Genomic DNA, 25,582 nt, shown 5'->3' on the forward strand with positions numbered 1-25,582 from the left:
ATTAGTATTGAAGACTAAAACACGGTAAGTGATACCTTAGAGCCGCTGTGTGAAGGTTCTATGTGAAGCTTGGCCCTTATTTCTTCTTTTAATTTCTGTACGTGAGAAATGATACCTAACATCCGGTTGCCTTTTTGCAGATCACTTAAGCAATTTAACGCCTGCTCCAGTGAAAGTTCATCAAGGGTTCCAAATCCTTCATCAATAAAGAGGGTGTCAAGCTCCACACCACCGGAATGGGCCTGTACAACATCGGCCATTCCAAGAGCAAGGCTTAATGCTGCTTTAAATCCTTCTCCTCCGGATAAGGTTTTAACCGAACGATTTTGACCTGTGTAATGGTCAATCACCTCAATATCGAGACCGCTTTGGGCACCACGTTTAGCTACACGGTCACTTCTTCTTAACTGGTATCGGTGATCTGTCATCTGATCCAGGCGAATATTGGCCTGGAATAAGATTTCATCCAAAAAGGAGGATAATACATAACGTTCAAATGACAGGCGCAATTGGTTGTCTCCTCTTGAGAGTTTGGCCAATTCCCCAATATCAAAATACGTTTCCTCTAATTCCTGTTTTTCCTCAGCCAGCTGATGCAGTCGATCCGAGGTTGAAAGGTGCCGGTCCAGCTGCAGCTGCTGTTCCTGAATACGTTTCGTTTTGGCATCAATTTCTTCATTCATCTGCTTTAACGTGTTTTCCAGGGTTTCCAGGTCAGGACGTTCTTTTTCTTTCAGCTGAATGGAAAGCTGGTCGTAACGACTTTTTGTGATTGAAACTTTTTCTTCAAATGCTTTGATCTGTTCCTCTGCTTTTTCCATGTCTGCGTCAGCCATTTTCGCCTGTTCATAATGTTCAACCGTCACGAAATCTTTTTCTTTTAATTCATTCAGAAAGCTTTGTTCTGCTTCCTGATAAGTAGCTTGAGCCGTCTGTAATTGATTTTGTAAGGACTCGACTTTTACATCCAGTGTCTGTTTTTGCTCCTTCACTTTTTCAAAATCCTTTTGAAGCTCATTCCACTTATTCATCTGTTTCTCATATTCATTTTCTGTCTTAGAAAGTCGTTCCTGCACCACCTGGTAATCGTCATCAGGGTTTTCCAGTCCTGCTCTTACGCTTTCAAGCTGGGACTGAATTTTGACTCCCTGTTCTTTCAAATTTTGCAGGGTTTCATGCTTATGCTGCTGATCTTTTTTTGCTTTATTTAATTCTTCTTTTAACAGCCTTCGTTTTTCCTGCTTTTGCTTCAATTCTTTTAATTGCTTGTCCAATTCGTTGCGTTTTGTACTTATACCTGCTTTTTCATGCTTCCATTCCTTAATATGCTGATCGATTTCTTTCAAATCCACATTCACTCCGGATAAACCCTCAAGTTCCTGCTGTAAATGTTCTACTGTCTGGTTTTGTGAGGTTCCCTGAGATTTAATGTCTACATATTCTTTCTGGATTTGCTTATACTTTTGCTCTCTTTGTTGCAGCTGTTTTCGCTTGGAATTGATCATTTCATCAGTAACAGAGGTATGATTAAATTCTGCCTTTTGTGGGTGATGGACAGATCCACAAACCGGACAGGCCTCTCCATCTGTCAGATCTGAAGCAAGGAGAGCTGCCTTTTCGTTCCGCTGAGCATCTTCCAGCTGTTGTAACTCGTCTCGTAATTGTTCAACATAATGCTCGTCATTCTCGTATTCTTTCAAAACATTACGGTACTGAATGCGATATTTGTTTAACTGCTCATTTTCCTGATGCAGTTTATCCGCCTTCTTAAGAATCTGCTCAAATTCCTTAAGCTTGGCATTAAATTCATAGAACTGCTCTGTAAGCTGCTGAGATTGGGTAATGTCTTCATCGAATTTCTCAATCTCTTTTTCCAGTTGTTCAATTCTCTGATCGGTCTGGTCCAGCTTAGGCTTTTCTGTGTGATACGCATTAGCCAGTTCTTTCTTCTGTTTTTCCAGATCTGTAGCCTGTTTTACCTTCTCCAGCTGTTCCTTCATAGAACGAATGGATTCTTTTAACTTTTCCCGATGCGGTTCTTCTTCTTTCGTATTTTTATAATCCTTCTCTATCCGATCATAAGATTTATGAATTTGATGTTGTTCTTCTCTCTTTAAACTTAGATCCTTCTCAATTTTTTTCAGCTCATCCTGACGCACTTTTGCCTGCTGTTCGTAGGGCTTGATACTGGCTGCAGCTTTGGCCTGCTTTAATTTTTGCTTTTGATTGTCGATTTCTTCCTGCTTTGCTTTTAATTCATTAAGTTCCTCTTTACGCTGATCATGTTCCTCAAAAAGCGTTTGCAGCTCTTTTGCCTGATAATATTTATCCTGACTGTTTTGCTGTTGTTGTCGTTTTTCCTTCAGCTCTTTTTCCTGTTGATGAATCACTTTCTCTGTTTTTTCAATAAGGATAAGGAGATTCTGCTTTGCCTGTTTCGAATCAGGATTATCTATATTATATTCTTCAGGCCAGTTGATATATGAAATTTCCTGCTGCTCCTGATTTTCAATTTGCTCTAGCTGCTGCTGAATACTTTTACTTTCTTCTGCTAAGCGCTTCGTCATTTGTTCATAAAAATAGGTATGAAAGATTTTCTGCAAAATTTCTTCCCGTTCTTTACTATTCTCAGAAATCAGCCGACGGAATTCGCCCTGGGGAATCATCACCATTTTCCGGAACTGTTCATAATCCAGTTGAAGCATATCCTCTACAGCTTCATTGACCTCTTTTACCTTTCCGTAAAGCAAATGCTTTTCTCCATCAATGATCTGATAGATTTCCGCCTGTGGTGGCTGCTCCGTGAATCCTTCTCCACGAGCTTTACGTTTCAACTGTTTGGGAGTACGGACAATTTCAAACTCCTTTTGATGCAATTGAAAACGGAAGGAAACCTCCGTCTGCTGGTCCACACCGGCAAAGTGACTTCTCAATGTATCATGGTCACGATCATCTCCGCTTGCCCTTCCGTATAGAGCAAAACACATGGCATCAAAAACAGTGGTTTTCCCGGCCCCTGTAGGACCTGTGATTAGAAAGAGCTTTTCCTCCCCCATCTGAGAGAAGTCAATCACCTGTTCATCTTTGTATGGTCCAAATGCAGACATTTTCAGTGTTATTGCCCGCATATTACCGTCCCCTTTCTTCTTCTACAACTTTTTGTACAATATTTTCCATAATTTTTTTGCGATTTTCAGGCAGAGGCTCCCCTTTCATATTTTCATAGAAGGAGGAAAATAGCTCAATATGGGACATCTGCTGGCGTTCTTTTACCCGTTTCAATTCGTGTAAATTCTGCGTTCCTGTCATTTTACGCTCTAACTTAAGAATGTTAGGGTACCACTTTCGCAGCTTTCCAATGGGATCCATAATTTCTCCGTCATCCAGTAAGGTTATGTGGCAGTAATCCTCGCATACTTCTTCTGTATCAAGCAGTTCATTTAAATATCCTTCTATTCGAATTAAATCGCGCTGCATCCGGTAAGGCTTCTGTTCCAGTGTATCGATTCCCTTTTCGTCTAAATCCAGGACCGTAAAGGATTTTTTATGATTCACCTCCGAAAAGGAATACTTAAAAATAGAGCCGGAATAACGAATATGATCATACTTTACCTTTTGGGGCTGATGAAGGTGTCCCAGTGCTGTATAAGTAAACGGCTTAAACAATTCAGCTTCCACATACGGTGTACCCCCAATCATAGTTAACCGTTCTTCCGATTCTGAATCCATTCCTCCAGCCAGGAAAGCATGTCCGACGAAAATATGTCTTTCATTTTCCAAATCGTATTTGGATTGAATCTGTCCGACAATTTCCGCCATCGCTTCCTGATGGGAAGTAATATCATCTTTTTGAAGAATTTTTCTTACTTCCGCAGGCTCCATATAAGGGACTAAATGAAAATATACCGGTCCATGTTCATCCTCGACGATTACGGGCTCCAGATCCGGATTAAGTTTTGTCTGAATAAATAGCCTGTTTCTTCTGAGCAGCTGAGTTCCGAAGTCCATACGCTCTGCACTATCATGATTTCCGGTAATCGCTAAAATCGGGATGTTCATATCATAAACAATGGTTGTCAGCATACGACTGAGCAATTCCACCGCTTCTTTCGGAGGAATTGCCCGATCGTATAAATCGCCGGCAAGAATCATCACATCCGGTTTTATTTCTTTTAGCTCCTCTAAAAATTGCTGTAATACATGTTCCTGATCTTCTGTCATATATGTGTTATGCACAATTTTGCCTAAGTGCCAGTCAGCTGTGTGTACAATTCTCATTTTTACATACACTCCATCGCGTTTTTCTTGTCTCTTCATTTATTTTATCACGAATTGATTCCTGTGGTAATTTGAAAAAATGTGGTTACTTGAAGGTTTTCTATGAGGTATTAAAGGCGTTTTTTGGGAATCATGGCTAAAATTTGTTCTTTGTAAAAGCTGCGATAGTCTTTTCGCATGAAGCAATAGCCGAATATTTTTTCTTTGTTGGAACCATAAATTTTAATTGTACGTTTCGTTATTTCTCCTGATTGACTTTGATAAATGATCTCCACCCATTGATCTGCTTTTACCTTCTGATTGGCAAGCATGCTGTTCACCTCCTGTTCTTATTATACACGAACATTTGTTCTTTATCCACTTTTAATCGAATATTTGTTCGTGTATAATAAAAATGATCATTTCACATTGGTTATTGTTACCGCAGTTGAGATACACTTCGCTTTCCGCGGGCGATCCGCAAGCCTCCTCGCTCGTACCTCGCTGTGGGGTCTTGCATTGTCCGGTTTTCCCGCAGGAGTCTACGTGTATCTCAACTGCTAATAAAGATAGATTACTTTTAGTATCGAAAGAAAAAACATGAGGTGATGAGATTGTTAAAGGATCGGGGTAATAAGAAATGGACTTCTTTAATGCTGCCGGAGCATGTGGAGGAATTAAAGAAGCTATGGGAGGATTATGAGAAGGAGCCTATGCCTGTCCTGGATGAACAGGAATTAGAAGAAATGAATCAGATATGCGTAACAGCCTGTAAGCAGAAACAAAAGGTACAAGTGACCGTTTATCAGGATGGAAACAGGAAAACCAGGGAAGGAAGAATCACAAAACTAAATGAACAGCACCAGACTATTCAATTTGAGACGGTACAGGGGACAGAAAAGCTAGCCGTTCAAACGCTGTTACACATTGAACCTGCTGATGATCATCCGTAAACCCTCCCAAACAAAAATGGTATTGGTCACCCAATACCATTCCCTGAAACTTCCTATTCCATTTCCTCCACTATATAAGCCTCCCACATTTGGTCGAACACCTGAAGGGCTCCTGTAAAAGGCATATTCCATTCTAAATAGCGGCTGATTTCATCATAGGATTTCGATTGTTTCGGAAAATCATGGTCACGAAACATCCAATCAGCCAGCTGTCTTTCTTCTGCATGTTTGTCCATGCCTCTGAATTTCATCATAAAATGATAAAAAGAACGCACACCATTCTCTCCCTTAATTACGTAAATGTTTATGAAATTATTCTACAGCATGTTCCTGTTCTTTTGCAATTTTCCTTCGATACACAACACCTGACATCACAATCGCAATTTCATACAGAATAATTAACGGTGCTGCAACGAATAGCTGCAGAATAAAATCAGGCGGAGAGAGCATCGTACCCAGAATCACCAGAACTAAATAGGCATATTTCCTTACCTTTTTCAGCTTAGCGGGATCAATAATGCCAAGACTGGTTAAAAACATAGCTATTAACGGAACTTCAAAAAAGAAAGCAAAAGGTAACGTTGTTGTGAGAATGAACCGGAAATATTTCTCAGCGGTAAACATATTGTCAAACATACCTTCTCCCAAGCCCATTAAAAAGTTAAAGATCAGCTCCTGCACAACAAAATACCCAAATAGCAAACCGGCGATAAACAGGAGAAAGACCGCTGGTACATAAATTAACGTGACCTTTCTTTCCCTAGGCATTAAACCCGGCCGGACAAATAACCAGGCCTGGAAACAAAAGAAAGGAAGTGCAGCACCAATGGCAATAACACTGGCAATCATAATATGGATCCACATAATTTCCCACGGACTAAGGACCACTAATTCATATTTAAGATTACGGGTGAAAAAATCATAAATATCCTGGACAAAAACAAGTCCTGCAACAAAGAACAGAATGAAAAAGACAATCGTCCATATGATTCGCTTTCGCAATTCCTGTATATGTTCAGTGACTTCCATTTCCTCACTGGTATAGGTATCTTCTGTTTGTTCCTTTTCGTTTTCTGACATTGGACACACCTCCTGCCTCTCACGTATACGTGACAAAGCCATTCCTATATTAACAAGCAAAAAGTGTAAGGAAGATCCTTACACCTTCAGCCGAACCTATTAGTTTTTATCTTTCGTTTCAATGTTTTTCTTCTGCTGATCCGTATCATCCGACATCACGCCACTTGCTGCACGTTTAAATTCCTTTAAAGATGAGCCAACTGCTTTTCCGATTTCAGGGAGCTTAGATGGTCCAAAAATCACGAGCGCAACAACGAGAATTAAGATTAAACCAGGAATTCCAATTTGTCCCATTCACATTCACCTCAAAGTGATTCATGATTTTTTTGAGTCATTTGATGTTATGTCCTGTACTTCCTTCACTTCATCTGTTACATCTTCAGTCAGCTCACGGGTCGACTTCTTAAATTCCTTTAACGTCTGCCCTGTTGCCTTGCCAAGCTCCGGAAGCTTTTTCGGTCCGAAAATCACAAGTGCGATGATTAAAATTAAAATTAATCCGGGAATTCCAATTTGCATCATAACAATCACCTGCCTGTTTAATTTGTGGGTAATATATGTACAATTCTTTACTATTCTCTCCAGCAGAACATCCATTAAACAAAGATATCTGCAACTCTAGTTCTCATTTTCTCTCAAACCATCCGAATTTGCAAATACTTATTGGATTTTGTGACAAAAAATTCATGATTTTTTCCGGACATATGTACAGAAATAATAATCATAAGGATTCTTATCATCTCTTATCCCTTTTTCTTTATGTACGAGCTCCCATTCAGAGCGGCCAAAAGCAGGAAAAAAGGTATCTCCATCAAAGGATTCCTCAATTTCCGTAATATACATTTTATCAGCAAAAGAAAGAGCAACGTTAAACAGCTCATTCCCGCCAATAACGAAAATCTCTTCTTCAGGGAAACGCTCATTCCGTTCCATGACGGCATCCCATGAGTGAATGATTTTACACCCATCAGCCTTAAACGTACGATCTCTTGTCAGGATCACGTTTTCACGGCGTGGCAAGGGTCTTCCAATCGATTGATAGGTCTTCCTCCCCATAATAATGGTATGATCCAGGGTTGTTTCTTTAAAGAATTTGAGATCATTGGGCAACCGCCATGGCAAATCCCCATCTTTGCCAATGACCTGTTTCTGATCCATAGCTACTAATAAAGATATCATTCCGTTCACTTCCTTTAATCATCACGTCAGCTTTTGTGATCTGGCAGCGTTCATCAGGCTGAAGCAATTAAACAGCAACTGGTGCTTTAATCGCCGGATGAGGGTTATAATCATGTAATTCAATATCTTCTACACTAAGATTAAAAATGGACGTTATCTCCTCGTTTATTTTGATTGATGGCAAGGAACGAGGCTCACGACTAAGCTGGGTCTTTACCTGATCCAGATGATTTTGATAAATATGAGCATCCCCAATGGTATGGATAAACTCCCCTACTTCAAGATTACACTCATTAGCAATTAAATGTGTAAGCAGAGCATAGCTGGCGATATTAAAAGGTATACCTAAGAACATATCCCCGCTGCGCTGATAAAGCTGACAGGACAGCTTGCCATCTGCTACATAAAATTGAAACATCGTATGACATGGCGGCAAGGCCATTGTTGGGATATCTTCAGGATTCCAGGCTGAAACAATAAGTCTTCTGGAAGCCGGATTTGTTTTGATCTGATCAATCACATTTTTGATCTGATCAATCGTATCACCCTGAGAGGTTTTCCACTCTCTCCACTGTTTGCCGTAAACATTGCCTAAATCACCATATTTGCGTGCAAATTCGTCGCTATTTAAAATATTTTCTTTAAACCTTCTCATTTGTTCTTTGTATTGTTCATTAAAGGCTTCATCCGTCAGCGCACGGCGTCCAAAATCCGTCATATCAGGTCCATCATATTCTGTGCTTTCCACCCAGTTTTTAAACGCCCATTCATTCCAAATATTGTTATTATGCTGTAACAAAAATTTAATATTTGTATCACCTTTAAGAAACCATAGCAGTTCACTGACTATTAGTCTGAAAGGCACTTTTTTGGTTGTTAATAATGGAAATCCTTCCGCTAAATTAAAACGCATCTGTGTCCCGAAGATGCTGATCGTGCCTGTTCCGGTTCGGTCGCTCCGGGTTGTCCCATTTTCTAAGATGTTTCTGGTTAATTGAAGATACTGTTGCAAGAGTCGTCACCACTTTCCCTATTTTCATTACATTATTGTAACATGTTTTATGTGTGTACATAACCACTTTTCCGCCATCATATATTGGTTCTAGCTAAACGGAAAAGGTGGTGACAGCAATGCCAGGGATGAGTCAACATCCTGTTCTGTTTGGAACACTGGCAACCAGTTTTGCCATTTCACAACCCCTGTCATTTGTTCTGGATGTCAATATTCAGGAACAAAACAAAGTACTTTCTGAGAGTAAAACGCTGACATATGGAACTCACAATGAAGCTGTAAGTGTATTACAAAAGAAGCTCAAAAATATCAATATGTTTAAAGGAGAAGAAGATGGAAAGTTTGGAGTGATGACAGAACATTATGTGAAAAAGTTCCAGGCAAAGTACCAATTAAATGTTAATGGCCGTGCAAATAAAGAAACCATATATAAACTGATTCAGAAAGAGAGAGAGCATTATTTGGAGCCGCTCAAAAACTTAGAAGAAGAAACGATTGATGTGGGAATGTATAGTGAGGATGTAAAAAAGATCCAGTCAGCACTGCATTATTTCGGCTATTATCAAGGAAAAATAGATGGCATTTACGGTCCATTAACAAAAGAAGCGGCAAAGGCCTTTCAGGAGGATCACAAAATCCCTGTAAAAACCAAGCTTGATAAACAATTTGTTCAACAGCTTGAGCAAACGAAAACTCCTGATCAGGATGCCATCGTACACACCGTTCAGAAAACACCGGATACGAAAACGGTTAAAGTAAGTGTTTCTGGTGATGTCATTCAGATTGCTAAGTCCTATCTGGGCGCACCTTATCGATGGGGCGGCGAATCTCCAAGTGGATTTGACTGCAGCGGATACTTACAATTTGTTTTTTCCCAGGTTGGTGTTCAATTACCAAGAACCGTATCTGACATATGGAATGCAACAACACCTGTTCAAAAGCCAAGTGTAGGAGACCTGGTCTTTTATGAAACCTATAAACCAGGACCCTCCCACGCAGGTATCTATTTAGGTAATGGATCATTTATTCATGCGGGGAATAATGGAGTGGAAATCAGTAATATGAGCGGCTCCTACTGGCAGCAGCGTTATCTTGGGGCAAAAAGAGTTTCGCAATAAGCATTGAAATGGGGATGATGTTAGTCGTCCCCATTCCATTCTGCATAAAACCTGTTTAAAAATTGTTCCATATATTGATGACGGTCCGCAGCCATCTTTTTGGCGCTTTCGGTATTCATCAAATCCTTTAATTTTAACAATTTTTCATAAAAGTGATTAATCGTTGTTTTGTCATGACTTCGATAATCCTGCTTCTGGACAGTATCGACTGATTTAGGGTTGAACATTTTTGCTCCAGTAGCACCTCCGTAGGCAAAGGTACGTGCAATACCTATCGCCCCCAAAGCATCCAGACGATCGGCATCCTGTACAATCTTCCCTTCCAGCGTTTCCGGAACCATATGATTGCCTTTAAAGGATACATCTTTAAAGGCCAGCCAAATTTGATGTCTCACTTGTTCCGGTACACCCTCGTCCTTTAAAAATGTAAAGATTTCCTTGACTGCTGCTTCAATATCATTGACAAGCTTTTCATCAGGAATATCATGTACGTAGGCTGCCAGTTGACAAATGAAAGAGTCAGCTTTTTCCTTTTCGGCCAATTGTTTCGCTAACTTTACCACCCGCTTCATATGCCATTGATCATGTCCTGTGGTATCCCCGGCAAATTTATCGGTTATCCATCTTTCTGTATGCTCAAAAATCTTTTGCTTATCCATTATAGTCCTCCATCGAACAAATCCATTTGCCGGGGATTTAAACCCTCGTAATGGATATCCAGTAATTCTATGAATTGCTTAGCATTGTCTGCTGCATCCCCACCTGAATTATTGTTAAACAGAATCGTGATGTTCTTTGATTGCTTTTCGAGTTCTTTAATCCGTGCAGCCCATTCCTTCAATTCTGGTTCACTGTAACGATACAAAAACCGGACCGCTCGCCAGTTTTCCCTTCCATTTTTATTCCAGCCATGAACATTTCGCCCGTGGAAGCGAATTAAGGTTGTTTCGTTCGTTGATTCTAATATGGCTGGTACAGAGCCCTCCCCAGCCTGTGGCTCATCACATATCGTATGAATCCAATTTTCCTTCTTCATAAAATCAATCGTCTGTTGCTTAAATTGTGGTTTAAACCATGAACGGTTCCGAAACTCGATGGCTAACGGGTAATCCCGTAAATATTCCCGGATCACTCGTAAATACCGGATATTTTCTTTCCGCAAATCAAACCAGGGCGGAAATTGGAATAAAATCGCGTTCAATTTGTTTGCTTTCAATACAGGTTCGATCGAATCTATGTAAGCATCCATTAAATCCTTTAAATCTTTTAAAGTCAGCTGAGCCCTGTCATGGCGAGTTAACGTGTGAAAGGCTTTAATGACAAACGAAAAATCATCCGGTGTTTCCTCCACCCATTTCTTAAAGTTTTTTTGAGGCTGTATCGCATAAAAAGCTGTATCTACTTCAACTACTGGAAAATGTGAGGCATAGGCAAATAATTTTCCTGAAGAAATGCTTTGATTTTCATAAAGTGAGGGATGATCTCCCCATCCTGTCAAACCTATATGTATAGCCAAATCTTCTTCCTCCAAGCTAAGAATTCCCTATCAGCATTTTAACAAAAATGATCATCATTTACCGACCAGAACATTTTCTTTATCGACAATTTATCTGAAAAAATTTGCTTCTTTATGTTTGACTCTAAATTTAAAAGAGGATATAATACTTAATAACAGATAAGATGTGAGGTTCATGAAAGACGGGTAACTTCAGATGAGAAGTCGATGGATTTTGTGTCCTTCACTTCTGCTGGGTTGCCCTTTTTTAATTGCCTTCGCTTCTTATTTGTGAAATAAGCACATTTTTTGTGAAAGATTTTAGGAGGATTTTATTTATGCAAAACGGTACAGTAAAATGGTTCAACGCAGAAAAAGGTTATGGTTTTATTCAAGTTGAGGGAGCAGACGACGTATTCGTACATTACTCTGCAATCCAGGAAGAAGGCTTCAAAACATTAGACGAAGGTCAATCTGTTGAATTTGATGTTGTTGAAGGCGATCGTGGACCTCAAGCAGCTAATGTTGTTAAAAAATAAAACGCCATTCATAGATGCGGTAATCGCTTAATGCGGTTACCGCTTTTCAATTCTTCCTATTTGTTCCAGATACACAAAAATACTTGTCGAATCCACGATGTTCCGATATAGTAATCTTATAAGCGTGTTTACATAAAGGGGTAGCGAACATGGAAGGAAAATTATTACAAAGTCTCATTCAACTACAAAGTATATCTTCATTTTCACCATATGGTTCATCTAATCAACAAATGAACTTATTAAATCAGGCTTTTCAGTCGATATTAAATCAGCAGATATCGACAGTATCTAATTCTCCCCAGCCTCAGACATCAACGATTAGTTCCAATCAGTTGTTCTCCATTAAGAATAGTTATACCCCAACCATTCAATACCAATCCAGTACCGAGTCTCCTGGCGAAGTTGAACCTTATATCCAAAAGGCCTCAGAGATATTTGGTATAGACCCGGACTTAATCCGTTCAGTTATTGACACGGAATCAAACTTTAATATGAATGCTGTCAGTCACGCAGGTGCTGAAGGGCTAATGCAGCTTATGCCGGAGACTGCCCGTGGTCTTGGTGTACGTAATGCCTTCGATCCTGAACAAAATGTATTAGGCGGGACAAAATACCTGAAACAAATGCTGGACAGGTATAATGGGGATACTTCGTTAGCTTTAGCGGCCTACAATGCCGGCCCGGGGAACGTGGATAAATATAATGGAATTCCACCTTTTAAAGAAACTCAAAATTATGTGCAAAAAGTGATGGGAAAGTATATGGCTTAAAAGCCTTTTTAAAGATTATATGTGTTTTTCAGACGTTCAGAAAGAAAAAGTTCTGAGCGTTTTTTTATGTCTCTTGTATCTCCTTATCTATTTCACATTTCAAGTGTTGTCCAAAAATGAAAAATCATATATAATAAAGTATTCGCAGTTCGAAAAATCCTGCGTTATCAAAACTAAGGAGGACTTTATTATGTTTAATGAATGGCTTTGGCTGGGATTTGCTATTGTTAATTTCACGATGATCCTGCTAATTTACAAAATTTTTGGCAAGGCCGGCCTGTTTGTGTGGATTGGAATGTCCACGGTTGTGGCAAATATTCAAGTACTGAAAACGATTGAGATGTTTGGAATCACAGCCACTTTAGGAAACATCATTTACGGTACAGCGTTTCTAGCCACAGATATTTTAAATGAGAAATATGGCAAAAAGGATGCAAAAAAAGCAGTATGGCTTGGGTTTTTTACCTTAATTGCCATGACGATTATGATGCAAGTTGCCCTGCAGTTTCAACCGGCTGAAAGTGACACTGTTCACGGGGCACTGAAAACATTATTTGACTTAGTTCCACAAGTAGCGCTGGGCAGTTTAGCCGCGTACATTATCAGTCAGTATTTCGATGTATGGATTTTTTCAAGGCTTAAGAATAAATTCCCTGATGATAAATTTTTATGGCTAAGAAATAATGGCAGTACGATGATTAGTCAGCTTCTGGACAGTCTTGTTTTCTGTTCTATTGCATTTTTCGGAATGCCATGGGGAGTCTGGGCTGAAATCTTTATTTCCACGTACTTTATTAAATTCATTGTATCCTTCCTGGACACTCCGTTCTTTTATATAGCTAAAAAAATCAAACCACAGTAAAACAACAAAGAGGGGCTCCTTTCCTATATGGAACGAGTCCCTCTTTGTTTGTTTTTTGGGAATTATATCTTCCGTCTTAATCGTTCTCTTTCGTTAAAGCCTGTAATGTCCGCTCTTCCATGGGGATACGGATCGACATTAATGCGAGATGCAAAACAGGAAATATACATGCACTAATGTAGGCTTTGAAAAGCAGCGGGATGATCATAAATTCTAGACCTACCACAAGATAGTTGGGATGACGAACCCATTTATAAGGTCCCCTTTTTACTAATTGAATTCCAGGTAGTACAATGATTTTCGTATTCCAGTATTGCCCCAGGGATCGTATGCACCACATCCGTATGGCCTGCAGGAAAATAAATAAAACCAGCCACACCTGCTGAATGGTGGCTGAAAAATGATGGCTTATATAAGCTTCCAGGAGAATAGCCAGTAAAAAAGCGATGTGTGTTCTGACAATCCACACATACAAGTCCTCCTGAATGACTTTGGCTCCTTGTTCCTTCATCCGGCTCTCATTTCTCTTTGCGTAGATTAGCTCAATTACTCTCTGCAAAACAATGACTAACCATAACAGTACATACATCATAGGTCCTTCCACTCCAATAATGTAAGCTCCGAGCTGAATCCCGGGCCTAAAGCTGACAACAGGCTTTTTGTTCCTGCATCAGGGAAAGACTCCATGGCTTTTTTCAGGACAAAAATGACGGTTGGTGAACTCATATTTCCGTGAGATTTTAGGACTTGATAAGAGAATTTAAAGAAATCCCAGGAAACATTCAGCACATGTTCCATGGCTTCTAACACTCGTTGACCGCCTGGATGGGCAACAAAGAATGGAAATTCATCTTTTTCCAGATTGTATTTATGTAAGAATTCATTTATATGTTCAGACCAGAAGGATTCGACCAGTTTTGGGATGCTTTTTGAAAAAATAACATGGAAACCGCTATTTTGAATATTCCAACCCATTATAGTTAGACCATCTCTTTTAAATTTAGAACTGGAATGCATGATTCTTGGAGCAACATGTTTTATATTTTCCCTTAACTTGCTTTCGTCTCCCGTCATCAGCACACAGGAGACCCCATCCCCAAAAAGCGCAGATCCTACAAAATTACTCTTCCGATGGTCATCCTTCTGGAAAGACAGGCTGCAAAATTCAGCATTAATAAGAAGAACATTAGCATCGGGATGAGCCCGGAGATAATCCGCTGCTCTTGCCAATCCAGAAGCACCACCCGCGCAGCCTAATCCCCATATAGGAATCCTTGTTATATTCCGGGAGAAAGGCATATCATTAATCAGCTCTGCATCAATGGATGGTGTGGCAATCCCTGTGCTTGAAACAAAAATCATACAATCAATATCACTTTCATGGACAGGCTGTTTCAAAAAATGACGATGATGAAGACAATCCTCTATTGCCAGCTTTGCATAATCAATGGCTGCCTGGATATAGCAACGATTACGATCCTCAAATGAGTGTTCTTCCTTAAGCCATTCTACAGGTACAGCAAGCTGTCTTTCTTCAATCAATGCATGTTCAAATACGGGAAGCAATCGTTCAATCTGATGGGAGGAACGGGGAAAAATCGTTCGAATAAATTCCCGGGCATCTGATTGTTTAATTTGATATTTTGGAATCCCAACTCCAATAGAGGCTATTGTTGGCACGGGTACCATCCCTTTTTTTCTTAGCCATCCCCTGCCTTCATGTGAATTATGCACTTTAGCGCTTTAAAGCACGTGGGGACAGTCCCTAGAATCCGTAAATAGTCATCCCTCCATCGACAAACAAGGTCTGTCCGGTCATGTAGTCACTCGCTTCGGAGGCTAAAAAGACAGCTGTACCTGCAATTTCCTTTAGCTTCCCGATTCGTTTTAATGGTGTACGGTCCAGTATATCCTGGACATACTCTTCATCTTCCAATAGTTTTTCTGTCAATGCGGTTGGAAAATACCATGGGCCGATGGCATTGACACGGATGCCATATTTCCCCCATTCAATCGCTAAAGTTTTGCTCATTTGAATTAATGCCGCTTTCGTCATAGCATAGACAACCCCGGTTCTAAGCGCTACATGCCCCCCAACCGATGACATGTTTATAATCTTTCCATATCCTTGTCCCTTCATTTTTTTAGCAGCATATTGGGATAAGAAGAATGCACTCTTCATGTTTGTCTGGACAATCTGCTCCCATTCCTCTTCTGACACCTCCTCTGCTTCTGACCGAATATTCATTCCCGCATTGTTCACCCAGATATCAATCGGCTGATCCTTCATTATGGTTTCAACCTTGTCTATGATTTGCTTGTAGTCTTGAACATCACCTGCGATAGTATGTACTTTAAGGTTTTGCGCTTTTAACTCGTTATCCAAGCGGTCTAAATCCTCCTGTGTGCGGGAAACCAGAATCACTTGAGCTCCTGCTTCCGCATAGGCCGTTGATATTGCTTTACCAATCCCTTTTGTTGCCCCTGTAACAACCGCCGTCTTTCCATTTAGATCAAATGACGGTAAATACCTTTCCATAATCTGACCTCCTCTTCGTACTATTCTTCTATTATATCATTTTAAAACAAAGGGTTTTCTCCACTGCAGAATATGCAGACCCAACTGAACGTACGCCAATGGTATTGGAAAACTGGAGACTCTGGATTGGTATTGCTGCGGCACTTATTTTAATCGCCTACACCATACCATTTATCGACATTATTCAAAATGCACCTCCAGGATCACCAGGCTTTAAGTGGCCGATTGGAAATACGTAAACAATAATTCAGGCGCTGTCCATTTAGACAGCGCCTTTGTTTACCACTTATAAATCTCTTTATATTTGTCCTCTAAATATTCAACAAGATAATCTGCGTTCAGACCTTCTCCAGTGACATCCTGAAGAATTTCCAGAGGTTCTTTAAGCTTGCCGTATTGGTGAATCTTTTCGGTTAACCAGGACTTCACTTTATTTAATTCACCATTTTGAAGGGCTTCCTGTACATTAAAGTCTTTATTCATGGCGTGATAGAATTGAGCGCCATACATATAGCCTAATGCATATGATGGGAAGTATCCAAATGATCCTCCTGCCCAATGAACATCCTGAAGGACGCCTTCACGATCATTTTCCGGCCGGATTCCTAAATATTCTTCCATTTTATCATTCCATAATCTCGGCAGGTCCTTCACTTCTATCTCCTGATTAATTAAGCCTTTTTCCAGCTCATAGCGTACCATAATGTGAAGTGGATACGTCATTTCATCTGCTTCAATACGAATGAAGGATGGTTTCACCTCATTAACAGCACGGTAAAACTCTTCAGCTGGTAATTTTGCAATCGATTCAGGAGCATAATCTTTCAGTGTATCAAAATATCGATCCCAAAATGCCTTACTTCTGGCGACATAGGTTTCCCAGAACAGGGATTGGGACTCATGGATACCATTAGATGTACCTGTAGCCAGCGGAGTTCCTGTCAGACTCTCATCCAGGTTTTGTTCATAAAGAGCATGTCCCCCTTCATGAATCGTTCCAAATACAGCCATTCGGAAATCTTTTTCATCATAACGAGTCGTGACACGGGTATCATTGCGGTTTAATGGAATCATGAAAGGATGTACGGTTTCATCCAGACGACCTGCATCAAAGTCATAGCCCATTTCTTTTAAAATTTCCAAACTAAAAGCTTCCTGTTTTTCCTTAGTAAATGGAACTAATATTTTTGATGTGTCCGGTTTATGACCAGATTGCTGCACCTTCTCAATTAAAGGCGTTAAGGAATCCCGTAATGCCGGGAATACCTCATCAAGTACGTTCACAGTCATGCCCGGTTCAAACAGGTCCAGTAATGCGTCATACCTGTTGTCTTCGTAACCCCAGTATTCAGCAAACTTTATATTATACTCCACCAGCTGTTCCAGGTATGGGCGAAACATTTCAAAGTCATCCTTCTCTCTGGCCTCTTCCCATACAGATTCTGCTTCTGATTGAAGAATGACATATTTTTTAAATTCCTCATCCGGGATTTTGGCATTTCGTTCATATTCCTTTTCACACTCAAGAACAGACTTATGTACTATCTCATTTTGTGTATTTCCTTTGAGTTCGTCAATAAAATGCTTCATGGTATCCGAAGTAGACATTTGATGAACTTTATGTGAAAGCAGCCCTATGGTTTCGGAACGCTGCTTCACTCCTTTTTTGGGTGCTTTCGTCCGTAAATCCCAATACATGACATCAATGGCTTCATTATAAGCCTGAATTTGCTTTAAATAATCTAAAAATTGCTGTTCAGTTTCCGTATAATTGGTTGACAATTCATTCAGCTCCTTATGTAAAAATAATGATATAGTTCCATTATAATCCTTTTAGGAAAGATGCGCCGCTATTTCGATCAAAAATGCTGATTTTTTTGAGTCGTTCCTTATAACATCATGCTTGCTGTAAGCCTTAGAACTTAAAAACGAGCGAGGATAGCCTCACTCGTTTTCTTCCGCATTCACTTCCATAGATCCGTTATAGAATTCCTTAAATACATTTGCGAAAGCTTCAACGGTGTTTTGTAATTCTTCTTTGTTATTATCAATGCCGCCTACTTCAATTAAAATGGCCTTTTCTGAGACATCCTGGTTATATACACCATTACCATCGTATTTGTCCTTAAGGAAAATCCCTCTGCTTATACCAGGATATTTCTTTTTTAAACTTGAATTTAATTGTCTTGCAAACTTTAGATTTTGTTTATATTGTGCATGTTCTTTTCCAACAACGAAGTATAATTTGGCATAATCTTTTCCATTTATCGTTTCCGTAGTTACATCTTTTCCTGCGGCATCACGATGAACATCGATATAAAATTGAAGTTGATCCTGTGTAGAAGAGGCTGTCTCAATAATTTCCCGACTTAATTTATAGGAGTCATTCCATTGCCACCCTTTATTATTTAATGCTTTAGGAATATTGGTTTTATCATGCAAAGTCGGAATCCCCTGCTTTTCAAATTCCCTGGTTAACATGGAACCTACAAGTAATATATTTTCCTTAGAATCAACACTGGAAGAATCACTCGGCTTTATATTTTCTTCATCCATTAGTGGACGGAAAGCTTCCCAACTGTGACTATGATAAACAAATACCGATGCATTTTCAGGCTGGTCCTTTTGTTCCTCTTCAGGTTCTTCATCTACTGAATCATCATCCTTTAATAACTCATCAAAATCTGGTGGTGGTGATTCAACTGGTAATGTAGATTCATCTGTACCTTCTCCATCTACATAAACTTCAGATGTATAGGTTTCAAATCCAGGAAGACTTTTCTCAAGAATGGAAGATAGTTGATTAGGCTTAACTCCTGTTGTGATTTGGAACGCTAATGTAGAAAAGGATGGTACTTCAACACTGGTTTCCGCAGACACTTCCAGTTCCGGAATTTCTGTACTCATCCCTGTAAGTAAAATATTCGTTATCTCTTCAGAATTTGTTATTTGTTCAATCGAATCCAGATGAAAAACTTTATTTTGAAAAAAAGGTAACGAAAAAATACTAATCGTAAATAAAAATATAATCAGGATGAAATAAAACCTGCTAATAACGACTTTTGTTTGACCGTTATTTGGATTTTTTATGGGGCGATTTTTCTTTTTCCATTTCATAGCTTTACCACCTCTAGTAGTAAACCTATGAAACAGAATATCGTAATAGAATTGATTTTTTAAATAAAATGAAACTTCCATCAGTGGGGGTTTCTCCATCCCCCACTGATGGTTAGTTGAACTTATCAGGAATTTACTGGCCGTTTATCCCCCACTTAGTCTTGTTGGGCTTCCTCAAGACTTGTAGTGGGGGTGTTACGGCCAGTTAATGCTTGATAAACTTATTTTTGACGCTTGCCAAAATACTGATAGTAATCAGTTCGTATATAACCGTTATAAAGTTTACGTTTTTTTGTTGCCTTCCTCCCATAGACTTTTTCAAAATCCTGATAGGAAGTAATTATATAAACACTCCAGCTTGGGTGCTCATTCATAATATTACCCAAATCACGATAGATGTTCTCGACTTCTTTTCGTTCTCCAAGTCTCTCCCCATATGGAGGGTTTCCGATCATATAACCATTGGGAACAGTGGGATTTAAATCGCGCACCTGCATTTGCTTCCAGTTTATGAGATCCGCAAGACCTGCTTCCATTGCATTCGTTTTGGAAATCTCTATCATTCGATGATCAATGTCGTAGCCTGAAATGTCCAAAGGCTGATCATATTTTGCAACGTCTTCCGCTTCCGTTAAAGCTTCATCCCACAGCTTCCGGGGCACGATATCCCAATCCTCTGAAGCAAATTCACGATTAAATCCTGGTGCAATATTCTGTCCGATTAAAGCTGCTTCAATGGGGATGGTTCCAGAGCCCGTAAATGGATCAATGAACGGATCATTGGGACGCCAATTCGTCAGCTCAATTAAGGCTGCAGCTAACGTTTCTTTGAGAGGAGCTTCATTTTGCTCAACACGGTAACCTCTACGGTGAAGGCCCTCTCCGGATGTATCAATCGTAAGCGTTGCCTTGTCCTTCAGTAGAGCCACCTCCACTCTATACATGACCCCATTCTCAGGTAATCTTCCTGTCAGACCATGCTTTTTCGTCATGCGATCCACAATCGCTTTCTTTACGATTGATTGACAATCAGGAACCGAGTACAGTTGGGATTTGACGGATTTTCCTACAACAGGTAAAGCACCATTCTCAGGAACGTAGGCTTCCCATGGCAAGGCTTTTGTCTGTTCAAATAACTCGTCAAACGTCTTTGCTTCAAACTCGCCAACCAGCAATTTCACCCGATCAGCTGTACGTAACCACAAATTACTACGGGCAATACCTAATGCATCAGCCTTATAAATAACCCTTCCATTTTCAACCGTTACCTCATCAAAGCCAAGCTGTTTCACTTCCTTAGCTACCAGTGATTCTAAACCAGCCGCTGCAGTAGCTATTAATGTATATCTTCCGGACATTGTTATGCATTCCTTCCTTTATTACTGTGTGTATATGTATAATAAAAAGCCTTTTCTAAACGGTTCATGCTTAGAAAAGGCTCGCTCATAAAATACGTGGATTTGACAAAATGAATGTTCTGTAAGCCATGTTTTGTTCCTTCGTACTCCAACGGCTGTCAAGGCCTCGTACTCCGGTGGTAATCATCTATCTACAAGCATCCTGTGCTTGTCCCTCCCTTGGTTGAATTCCCTCTGGGAGAGTGCCCCTACCATTATTTGGGTTGCTCGCTTGTGGGGTTTACCCCCGTTCCACTTCAACTGTTTCCAGTTGAAATCGTCACTGTGGCACTTTAAAGGTAGTCATACCCTATTCAAGGAGAACGTAGGTATTTTCCCTGCCGTTAGCCTTTTCAGACTACCCTGACTTATGATTTCGTCAAGCACAAACACTACAAGCATCTCAGCTTGTGCGAGCATGGACTTTCCTCTGCAGACTAAAGTCGTACAGCGATTACCCGAACATTCATTTTTCATACCACTTATGTCATGGACTTAGAATTATAACATGATTCATATCGTTTGCAAATCGCAATTTTTACCAATTAATCAGCATACTTTTTTCCAAATACAGCTTTTTCTAAGTTAGACAGGCGTTTTAAAACATCGTAATTTACATTAGCGGTTGCAGGCTGTTGAGATTGTCGTACTCTAGTATTTCCATTTTGTCCACTCTTTAACCGCTGATTTTCCTCAGTAAGTCGTTCAATTTCACCTTGCAAAGCTTCATAATCCTGAATAACAATATCTAAAAATTGATCAACTTCCTCCTGATTGTAACCTCGAATTGCTGTTTTAAAGTCCTTTTCCAGGATTTCTTTCGTTGTTAATTGTACACGTTCTGCCATTTTATTCACCCCGCAACATACATTCATACATATTCTTTCAAATTCCTATCAAAATGTCAATTTTCAATTTAAGAATCGTATGTAAAATCACTTGAGTTTTCCTGAATTTCCCGTACGATTTCTTCTAAATCAAAGGATTGGATAAAGAAAATTGGAAAATGGCTGTCCTGCTTCTCTGCCTCGCGCAGAAAAAACTTTGGTGATCCTTCCTGCTCCTCATCATACAGCAACAAACAAGCATCACTTTTTTCCAGAAACCAGCGATCCTTCCTTTTAAATTGGTACGGTCCTTCGTATTCCTTTTTAACCAGTGACTGATAAAAATCTGCCTGTCCAACTACCGTTTGATAAAGGGATTGCTGTTCTTCCTTCCACACCTGCTCCTGATTCAAAAATGGAGTGATCACGGCAAGTTTAATTTCATAGTGTTCTTTTAATTCAAGAACAACCTCACCCGCCCAGAGCTCCGTTCCTGATTGTCCGGAAATCAGCACCCACTCGATGCCCTCATCTTCTACTAAAGGAATGAGTCGTTTCCTAATGGCTTCCTTTATAAAAAATATACGCTTGTCATTCATATTAAATATGTTTAATTCATTTGATTTATAACCAGTAATCATTAAATTCTTCATAATATCTCTCCATTTTTTTGGAGGGGGAAGCTCCCCCTCCCTATGCTATTTAGCAGCCATTGTAGGGTTTGTGATTCATGGATGCAGGTGATCCTGCATTGGGTCCTCCTAGTCCTCCTGGTCCCATATTGGCCGGTGAAACCATGTTTGGCGCCCCTGGCCCATGTTAGCCGGTGATACCATATTTGGTGAGCCCGGTCCCATGTTGACATTCTGTGACTGCACATTATTCATGACAGACTGTGTGTGTGGATAATAATGTTTATTTTTGACTAAATGATGATTCATAATCGTTGTATTAGTGGGATGAATGTGATTCACTTCATGGGGTATATAATTATCTTTCACACAATGCTTTGTAGGATAAACGACATTTTGTGCCGGGCTTACCCCCATGGGATGGCAGCCTTTATGATGATGACGATGATGCACACTATCCTCCCCTTTCCTGAACTCTACACTAACACTATATTACCTAAGGAAGAGACATGTACTAAGCCATGTACCTAAATCTGTACATTACACCAATTTTGTATGACTGCCTACGCCTCCTCATCTGATTTTTTATCCACAAATTATCTATAGATTATAATTCCTGTATCATAAAAAAAACCTCCTGTTTAAAACAAGAGGTAACACTTTATGAATTGGATTGTCCTTCTGCTAAATCTTCAGATGTAAAAGAAAATGGAAGGAGCTCCTCCACTGTCATAGATTTAACATCGCCTTTCATATTTGTAACAATAACCTCCATATCCGGCTCGAAAAATTCGCTCATCACTTGTCTGCATGAACCACATGGGGGTACTGGGCGATCTGAATCCGCAATAACAGCTAATTGAGAAAATTCGGTTTCTCCCTCTGAGATTGCTTTAAAAATGGCAACTCTTTCAGCACAGCATGAAACAGGGTAGGCGGCATTTTCAATATTACACCCTTTAAAAACCTTTCCATCCTTTGTTAATAGAGCTGCACCTACATTAAAATGGGAGTAAGGTACATAAGCCTGGTTCCATATTTCTTTTGCATAATTAATCAGCGTTTGTTTATCCATAATGTCCTTCCTCTCAGAATAGTCTGGAGATTCATTATAAATAAAGTTCATTCCATTGTAAAGCGCTTTCTGTATGGTGTGGGGTTAATCATTCAAAATCCGATTCATCACGTAATCAATGGAATTATATAATTCCATAAATCTTTTTCTGCGGACATCGATATAATAGCTGTGTAAGAGTAAAAGCTCCATATTGTCTTTCGTATTTTCCACCTGATTAGGCATTACATTTAAGCTGGCAATATGATTGGTGACCTCTTTTTCCCAATTATTAATCAGTTCAAAAATTGGGGCTGTTTCCTTCTTAATTCGCTCAAATTCTTCCCGATCTTTACGGTCAACTTTATTTCCCTCATTATATCGTTGTAAGCTTTTCTCCAAAAGCTCAGAATAAATTCCGTCTATAATCCTGTGTAAGTTATCCAGCATGTCTATACATCCTTTTTACTTACACTTTATCACTTTTCAATGTTTATTTCATCCATTGTGCAAATCTTGTAAGAAAAGGAAGTGAGTTGAAATCCTTGTTCATTTTGCTGTTTAGAACCCCTCCCTTTATTTCTTTGAATTTATCGTAAATCACCACAAGCTCCAATGGCAGAGACTTGATGTTTTTCTTTTGTTCAGCAAGGTATGTCGCTGCTTCAGCATTGATTTTATTACTTAATTGCTTCTCCATAGTCCGAAGCTTCTGTTCAGCTTGTTCCAACGCCCTATCCAGTTCTGCTCCACTGATTTTATTTTCCCTGCTTTCCTCATCCTTATAGGCTAAATTCATTTACAATCAGCCTCCTTTTTTATATTCAGTTATGTCTTACTTTCTGCCTTATCCTTTTATCTCCTTTACGTCCGACAAAGAAAGAAGAAATGTTACAAGGGATTCGTTTTGTTTCATGGCAAGTATAGAATTATCGACATGCTTCACACTATGACTAAGGAGGGTTTGTGATGGGTAAAAAAGATAATCAGAAAAATCGAAAGCCAGTAGAAGAAGAACCTGTGCGCAGAGGCTGGAAAGGTGATGGAAATAAAAAACTTGATGGACCCAATCGTCCGTCAACCTGATATGTAGTCGTAAATGGCTGATCATGGGTTTTTACCAATGGATCAGCCATTTCTAAATTTTCCAGCTATAATGGAGAGCTTTTCCAGTGCTTTTCTTTTTTTATAGAAAATATCACCAATTGGTACTGGTTCTGAATGAGCTTCGTGCCACCACTCTTCCTGAAATAATGCAGGATCATACCAGTCTATCCGTTTCCTGTTATCATGCTTTATATCTGGATATATGTCTTCCAGAGCTTCTGCGGGGATGTACCTTTCACCCAGAAATTGCTCATATTCTCCCCTGGTCCCATCAGGTTCAACCTCCTCAGCAAACTGAAGGAAATGTTCATATAAATCATTGTGAAATAGTATGGAGGCTAATTTTTTTCCCGTCTTAATTCTTTCATTGGTGCTGGTAAATTTTTTTATGGACAAGCCATATAATATACCAGAAGGAGCAGGAAACAAAACAGCGTTTAAGTGAACCTTATCCTGCAGTATATAAGGAACATTATAGAAAATTTTCCACTTGAAAAAGGGTTCCTCTATCACAGGTTTTTGAATCAGATTCTGTTCGTTAATTATTTGAGCATATAACAAACGTTTTTCATTTTTATGTAACCAAAAATGCATCCATTCGTCTATCATAAACGTAGATACATAAAAGTACCTTAATAAATGAAAGAGAGGTTGTTTATAACGGGTTGAATAATGGTAAATGAGTAATTGAGGGTATGCGTCCGAAAAAATGAACCAGTTCGCCCTTTCATAAGTCATAAATAAATGGCGTGACATCCTCGCTGACAGCAAATTTTTATACGTGTCCGTTTTGAGGTCTGTCATATTCCAGCCTGCATTTCGGGACACCATACTGGCCAGAAAGGACCACTGAATTTCACGGGAATTCAGGTAAAACTGAAGATAGGCCTTGGTCCGTTCCACATTATTGATGTTCTTTTTGTCTGTTTGCTCTTTAATGTCAGTGATGATTTCATGATAATTCACACAAATCTTCCCTTCTGATTTTATGTTTTTAATACCTTTTTTTCGTAAAATTTGATATGATACTGCAGTATAGGGGAGGATTTTATGCACTATCCGAATGGAAAAAAAAGAATGACGACAAATCAGTACAAAAACACGATGAATCAGCCAACAAACTTTGGAAAACGTGGAATGACCCTCGAAAATGATATCAATGAGACGAATAAATATTATTTGGAACGGAATCTAGCCGTTGTCCATAAAAAACCAACTCCTGTGCAAATCGTACAGGTGGATTATCCAAAAAGAAGTGCTGCAGTTATTCGTGAAGCCTATTTTAAGCAGGCATCAACAACTGACTACAATGGGCTTTATAAAGGAAAATATATTGATTTTGAAGCTAAAGAAACACGCAGTCGGACTTCTTTCCCTTTAGCTAATATTCACCAGCATCAGGTTGATCATATGAAGTCCGTAGCAGCGCACGATGGAATCTGTTTTCTAATTATTCGCTTGCAAAACCAGGAGGAATCCTTCCTTCTGCCCGCAGAACAATTTTTCCCCTATTGGGACCAGCAGTTTCAGGGTGGCAGAAAGTCGATTCCTATTAACGCTATAAAAGAACATGGTTTTAAGATTCCCTTTAGTTTACAAGCAAAAGTAGACTATCTAAAAGTCATTGATCAGGTCTATTTTTAG

General features: G+C 39.5%; 31 protein-coding genes and 1 other RNA gene. 7 read left to right on the forward strand and 25 right to left on the reverse strand.

Annotated elements, in window-relative coordinates:
* Positions 1-14 precede the first annotated feature (14 nt).
* The 3 genes from ABD006_RS00755 to ABD006_RS00765 form a co-directional block, all read right to left on the reverse strand.
* Positions 15-3,128: an AAA family ATPase gene (locus ABD006_RS00755; protein ID WP_343836443.1), complete on the reverse strand. Its 3,114-nt coding sequence runs from the start codon at positions 3,126-3,128 to the stop codon at positions 15-17.
* A gap of 1 nt (position 3,129) precedes the next feature.
* A complete protein-coding gene (locus ABD006_RS00760) occupies positions 3,130-4,278 on the reverse strand; it encodes an exonuclease SbcCD subunit D (protein ID WP_343836445.1) in 1,149 nt (382 codons plus the stop codon).
* A gap of 110 nt (positions 4,279-4,388) precedes the next feature.
* Positions 4,389-4,589, reverse strand: coding sequence for a hypothetical protein (locus ABD006_RS00765; protein ID WP_343836448.1), 201 nt, complete (start codon positions 4,587-4,589; stop codon positions 4,389-4,391).
* A 282-nt stretch (positions 4,590-4,871) separates the two neighbouring features.
* Between ABD006_RS00765 and ABD006_RS00770 the strand changes: the two genes are divergently transcribed.
* Positions 4,872-5,210, forward strand: coding sequence for a YolD-like family protein (locus ABD006_RS00770; RefSeq protein ID WP_343836450.1), 339 nt, complete (start codon positions 4,872-4,874; stop codon positions 5,208-5,210).
* Between the two features lie 53 nt (positions 5,211-5,263).
* On the opposite strand, the gene ABD006_RS00775 is transcribed toward ABD006_RS00770, so the two are convergent.
* The 6 genes from ABD006_RS00775 to ABD006_RS00800 all read right to left on the reverse strand — a co-directional run bounded on the left by ABD006_RS00775 (position 5,264) and on the right by ABD006_RS00800 (position 8,481).
* Positions 5,264-5,485, reverse strand: a complete 222-nt coding sequence (locus ABD006_RS00775) for a YozE family protein (RefSeq protein ID WP_343836452.1) — start codon at positions 5,483-5,485, stop codon at positions 5,264-5,266.
* 37 nt (positions 5,486-5,522) lie between these two features.
* Positions 5,523-6,290 carry a twin-arginine translocase subunit TatC gene (gene tatC / locus ABD006_RS00780; protein ID WP_343836454.1) on the reverse strand — a complete coding sequence of 256 codons (768 nt, stop codon included), beginning with the start codon at positions 6,288-6,290 and terminating at the stop codon, positions 5,523-5,525.
* Positions 6,291-6,389: 99 nt separating this feature from the next.
* A complete protein-coding gene (locus tag ABD006_RS00785) occupies positions 6,390-6,584 on the reverse strand; it encodes a twin-arginine translocase TatA/TatE family subunit (RefSeq protein WP_343836458.1) in 195 nt (64 codons plus the stop codon).
* Positions 6,585-6,605: 21 nt separating this feature from the next.
* Positions 6,606-6,812 (reverse strand): twin-arginine translocase TatA/TatE family subunit, encoded by a 207-nt coding sequence (gene tatA, locus ABD006_RS00790; protein ID WP_044157745.1) that lies wholly within the window; start codon positions 6,810-6,812, stop codon positions 6,606-6,608.
* 162 nt (positions 6,813-6,974) lie between these two features.
* On the reverse strand, positions 6,975-7,469 hold the full coding sequence (locus tag ABD006_RS00795) for a dihydrofolate reductase (protein ID WP_343836460.1): 495 nt from the start codon (positions 7,467-7,469) through the stop codon (positions 6,975-6,977).
* A gap of 67 nt (positions 7,470-7,536) precedes the next feature.
* Entirely contained in the window at positions 7,537-8,481 is a 945-nt protein-coding gene (locus ABD006_RS00800) for a thymidylate synthase (RefSeq protein WP_343836463.1), read from the reverse strand.
* A 128-nt stretch (positions 8,482-8,609) separates the two neighbouring features.
* On the opposite strand from ABD006_RS00800, the gene ABD006_RS00805 reads away from it, so the two are divergent.
* Positions 8,610-9,599 (forward strand): C40 family peptidase, encoded by a 990-nt coding sequence (locus ABD006_RS00805; RefSeq protein ID WP_343836466.1) that lies wholly within the window; start codon positions 8,610-8,612, stop codon positions 9,597-9,599.
* Positions 9,600-9,619: 20 nt separating this feature from the next.
* On the opposite strand, the gene ABD006_RS00810 is transcribed toward ABD006_RS00805, so the two are convergent.
* Both ABD006_RS00810 and ABD006_RS00815 read right to left on the reverse strand, forming a co-directional pair.
* The gene (locus ABD006_RS00810) at positions 9,620-10,258 is read right to left on the reverse strand and encodes an HD domain-containing protein (protein ID WP_343836468.1); all 639 of its coding nucleotides are present in this window, start codon (positions 10,256-10,258) and stop codon (positions 9,620-9,622) included.
* The gene (locus ABD006_RS00815) at positions 10,258-11,115 is read right to left on the reverse strand and encodes a DUF72 domain-containing protein (RefSeq protein WP_343836470.1); all 858 of its coding nucleotides are present in this window, start codon (positions 11,113-11,115) and stop codon (positions 10,258-10,260) included. Before ABD006_RS00815 ends, ABD006_RS00810 begins: the two co-directional genes overlap by 1 nt.
* 317 nt (positions 11,116-11,432) lie before the next feature.
* Here ABD006_RS00815 and ABD006_RS00820 point away from each other — a divergent pair, with 317 nt between their 5' ends.
* From ABD006_RS00820 to ABD006_RS00830, 3 genes are all read left to right on the forward strand, one after another.
* Positions 11,433-11,633, forward strand: a complete 201-nt coding sequence (locus ABD006_RS00820; protein WP_044157752.1) for a cold-shock protein — start codon at positions 11,433-11,435, stop codon at positions 11,631-11,633.
* A gap of 149 nt (positions 11,634-11,782) precedes the next feature.
* On the forward strand, positions 11,783-12,403 hold the full coding sequence (locus ABD006_RS00825) for a lytic transglycosylase domain-containing protein (RefSeq protein WP_343836474.1): 621 nt from the start codon (positions 11,783-11,785) through the stop codon (positions 12,401-12,403).
* Positions 12,404-12,593: 190 nt separating this feature from the next.
* Positions 12,594-13,265 (forward strand): queuosine precursor transporter, encoded by a 672-nt coding sequence (locus ABD006_RS00830; protein ID WP_343836476.1) that lies wholly within the window; start codon positions 12,594-12,596, stop codon positions 13,263-13,265.
* Between the two features lie 76 nt (positions 13,266-13,341).
* Here ABD006_RS00830 and ABD006_RS00835 read toward each other — a convergent pair whose 3' ends face one another.
* The 3 genes from ABD006_RS00835 to ABD006_RS00845 all read right to left on the reverse strand — a co-directional run bounded on the left by ABD006_RS00835 (position 13,342) and on the right by ABD006_RS00845 (position 15,804).
* On the reverse strand, positions 13,342-13,857 hold the full coding sequence (locus ABD006_RS00835; RefSeq protein WP_343836478.1) for an isoprenylcysteine carboxyl methyltransferase family protein: 516 nt from the start codon (positions 13,855-13,857) through the stop codon (positions 13,342-13,344).
* The gene (locus ABD006_RS00840; protein WP_343836480.1) at positions 13,854-14,945 is read right to left on the reverse strand and encodes a type III polyketide synthase; all 1,092 of its coding nucleotides are present in this window, start codon (positions 14,943-14,945) and stop codon (positions 13,854-13,856) included. The genes ABD006_RS00835 and ABD006_RS00840 overlap by 4 nt, the downstream gene beginning before the upstream one ends.
* Positions 14,946-15,030: 85 nt before the next feature.
* Complete coding sequence (locus ABD006_RS00845) at positions 15,031-15,804, reverse strand: SDR family NAD(P)-dependent oxidoreductase (RefSeq protein WP_343836483.1); 774 nt, start codon at positions 15,802-15,804, stop codon at positions 15,031-15,033.
* Positions 15,805-15,902: 98 nt separating this feature from the next.
* On the opposite strand from ABD006_RS00845, the gene ABD006_RS00850 reads away from it, so the two are divergent.
* Complete coding sequence (locus ABD006_RS00850) at positions 15,903-16,043, forward strand: hypothetical protein (protein ID WP_343836485.1); 141 nt, start codon at positions 15,903-15,905, stop codon at positions 16,041-16,043.
* A 40-nt stretch (positions 16,044-16,083) separates the two neighbouring features.
* On the opposite strand, the gene ABD006_RS00855 is transcribed toward ABD006_RS00850, so the two are convergent.
* The 11 genes from ABD006_RS00855 to ABD006_RS00905 form a co-directional block, all read right to left on the reverse strand.
* Positions 16,084-17,586, reverse strand: a complete 1,503-nt coding sequence (locus tag ABD006_RS00855) for a carboxypeptidase M32 (RefSeq protein WP_343836488.1) — start codon at positions 17,584-17,586, stop codon at positions 16,084-16,086.
* 162 nt (positions 17,587-17,748) lie between these two features.
* Positions 17,749-18,921 carry a stage II sporulation protein P gene (gene spoIIP, locus ABD006_RS00860; protein WP_343836490.1) on the reverse strand — a complete coding sequence of 391 codons (1,173 nt, stop codon included), beginning with the start codon at positions 18,919-18,921 and terminating at the stop codon, positions 17,749-17,751.
* A 221-nt stretch (positions 18,922-19,142) separates the two neighbouring features.
* Positions 19,143-20,279, reverse strand: coding sequence for a THUMP domain-containing class I SAM-dependent RNA methyltransferase (locus ABD006_RS00865; RefSeq protein WP_343836491.1), 1,137 nt, complete (start codon positions 20,277-20,279; stop codon positions 19,143-19,145).
* Between the two features lie 117 nt (positions 20,280-20,396).
* Positions 20,397-20,784: RNase P RNA component class B (gene rnpB / locus ABD006_RS00870), an RNA gene on the reverse strand.
* A 79-nt stretch (positions 20,785-20,863) separates the two neighbouring features.
* Positions 20,864-21,166: a cell division regulator GpsB gene (gpsB, locus tag ABD006_RS00875; RefSeq protein WP_343836493.1), complete on the reverse strand. Its 303-nt coding sequence runs from the start codon at positions 21,164-21,166 to the stop codon at positions 20,864-20,866.
* Positions 21,167-21,234: 68 nt separating this feature from the next.
* The gene (locus ABD006_RS00880; protein ID WP_343836496.1) at positions 21,235-21,798 is read right to left on the reverse strand and encodes an SLOG family protein; all 564 of its coding nucleotides are present in this window, start codon (positions 21,796-21,798) and stop codon (positions 21,235-21,237) included.
* A 108-nt stretch (positions 21,799-21,906) separates the two neighbouring features.
* Positions 21,907-22,230 carry a CotD family spore coat protein gene (locus ABD006_RS00885; protein WP_343836498.1) on the reverse strand — a complete coding sequence of 108 codons (324 nt, stop codon included), beginning with the start codon at positions 22,228-22,230 and terminating at the stop codon, positions 21,907-21,909.
* A 208-nt stretch (positions 22,231-22,438) separates the two neighbouring features.
* Positions 22,439-22,852 (reverse strand): cytidine deaminase, encoded by a 414-nt coding sequence (gene cdd / locus ABD006_RS00890; RefSeq protein ID WP_425542164.1) that lies wholly within the window; start codon positions 22,850-22,852, stop codon positions 22,439-22,441.
* An 84-nt stretch (positions 22,853-22,936) separates the two neighbouring features.
* Positions 22,937-23,281 carry a DUF1798 family protein gene (locus ABD006_RS00895; protein ID WP_343836502.1) on the reverse strand — a complete coding sequence of 115 codons (345 nt, stop codon included), beginning with the start codon at positions 23,279-23,281 and terminating at the stop codon, positions 22,937-22,939.
* A 43-nt stretch (positions 23,282-23,324) separates the two neighbouring features.
* A complete protein-coding gene (locus ABD006_RS00900; protein ID WP_343836505.1) occupies positions 23,325-23,630 on the reverse strand; it encodes a hypothetical protein in 306 nt (101 codons plus the stop codon).
* A 329-nt stretch (positions 23,631-23,959) separates the two neighbouring features.
* Positions 23,960-24,904, reverse strand: a complete 945-nt coding sequence (locus tag ABD006_RS00905; RefSeq protein WP_343836506.1) for a DUF2515 family protein — start codon at positions 24,902-24,904, stop codon at positions 23,960-23,962.
* Between the two features lie 84 nt (positions 24,905-24,988).
* Here ABD006_RS00905 and recU point away from each other — a divergent pair, with 84 nt between their 5' ends.
* Positions 24,989-25,582: a Holliday junction resolvase RecU gene (gene recU / locus ABD006_RS00910; protein ID WP_343836509.1), complete on the forward strand. Its 594-nt coding sequence runs from the start codon at positions 24,989-24,991 to the stop codon at positions 25,580-25,582.

The sequence above is a fragment of the Salinibacillus aidingensis genome, from assembly GCF_039522525.1.
In the GTDB taxonomy this organism is placed as follows: domain Bacteria; phylum Bacillota; class Bacilli; order Bacillales; family Alkalibacillaceae; genus Salinibacillus; species Salinibacillus aidingensis.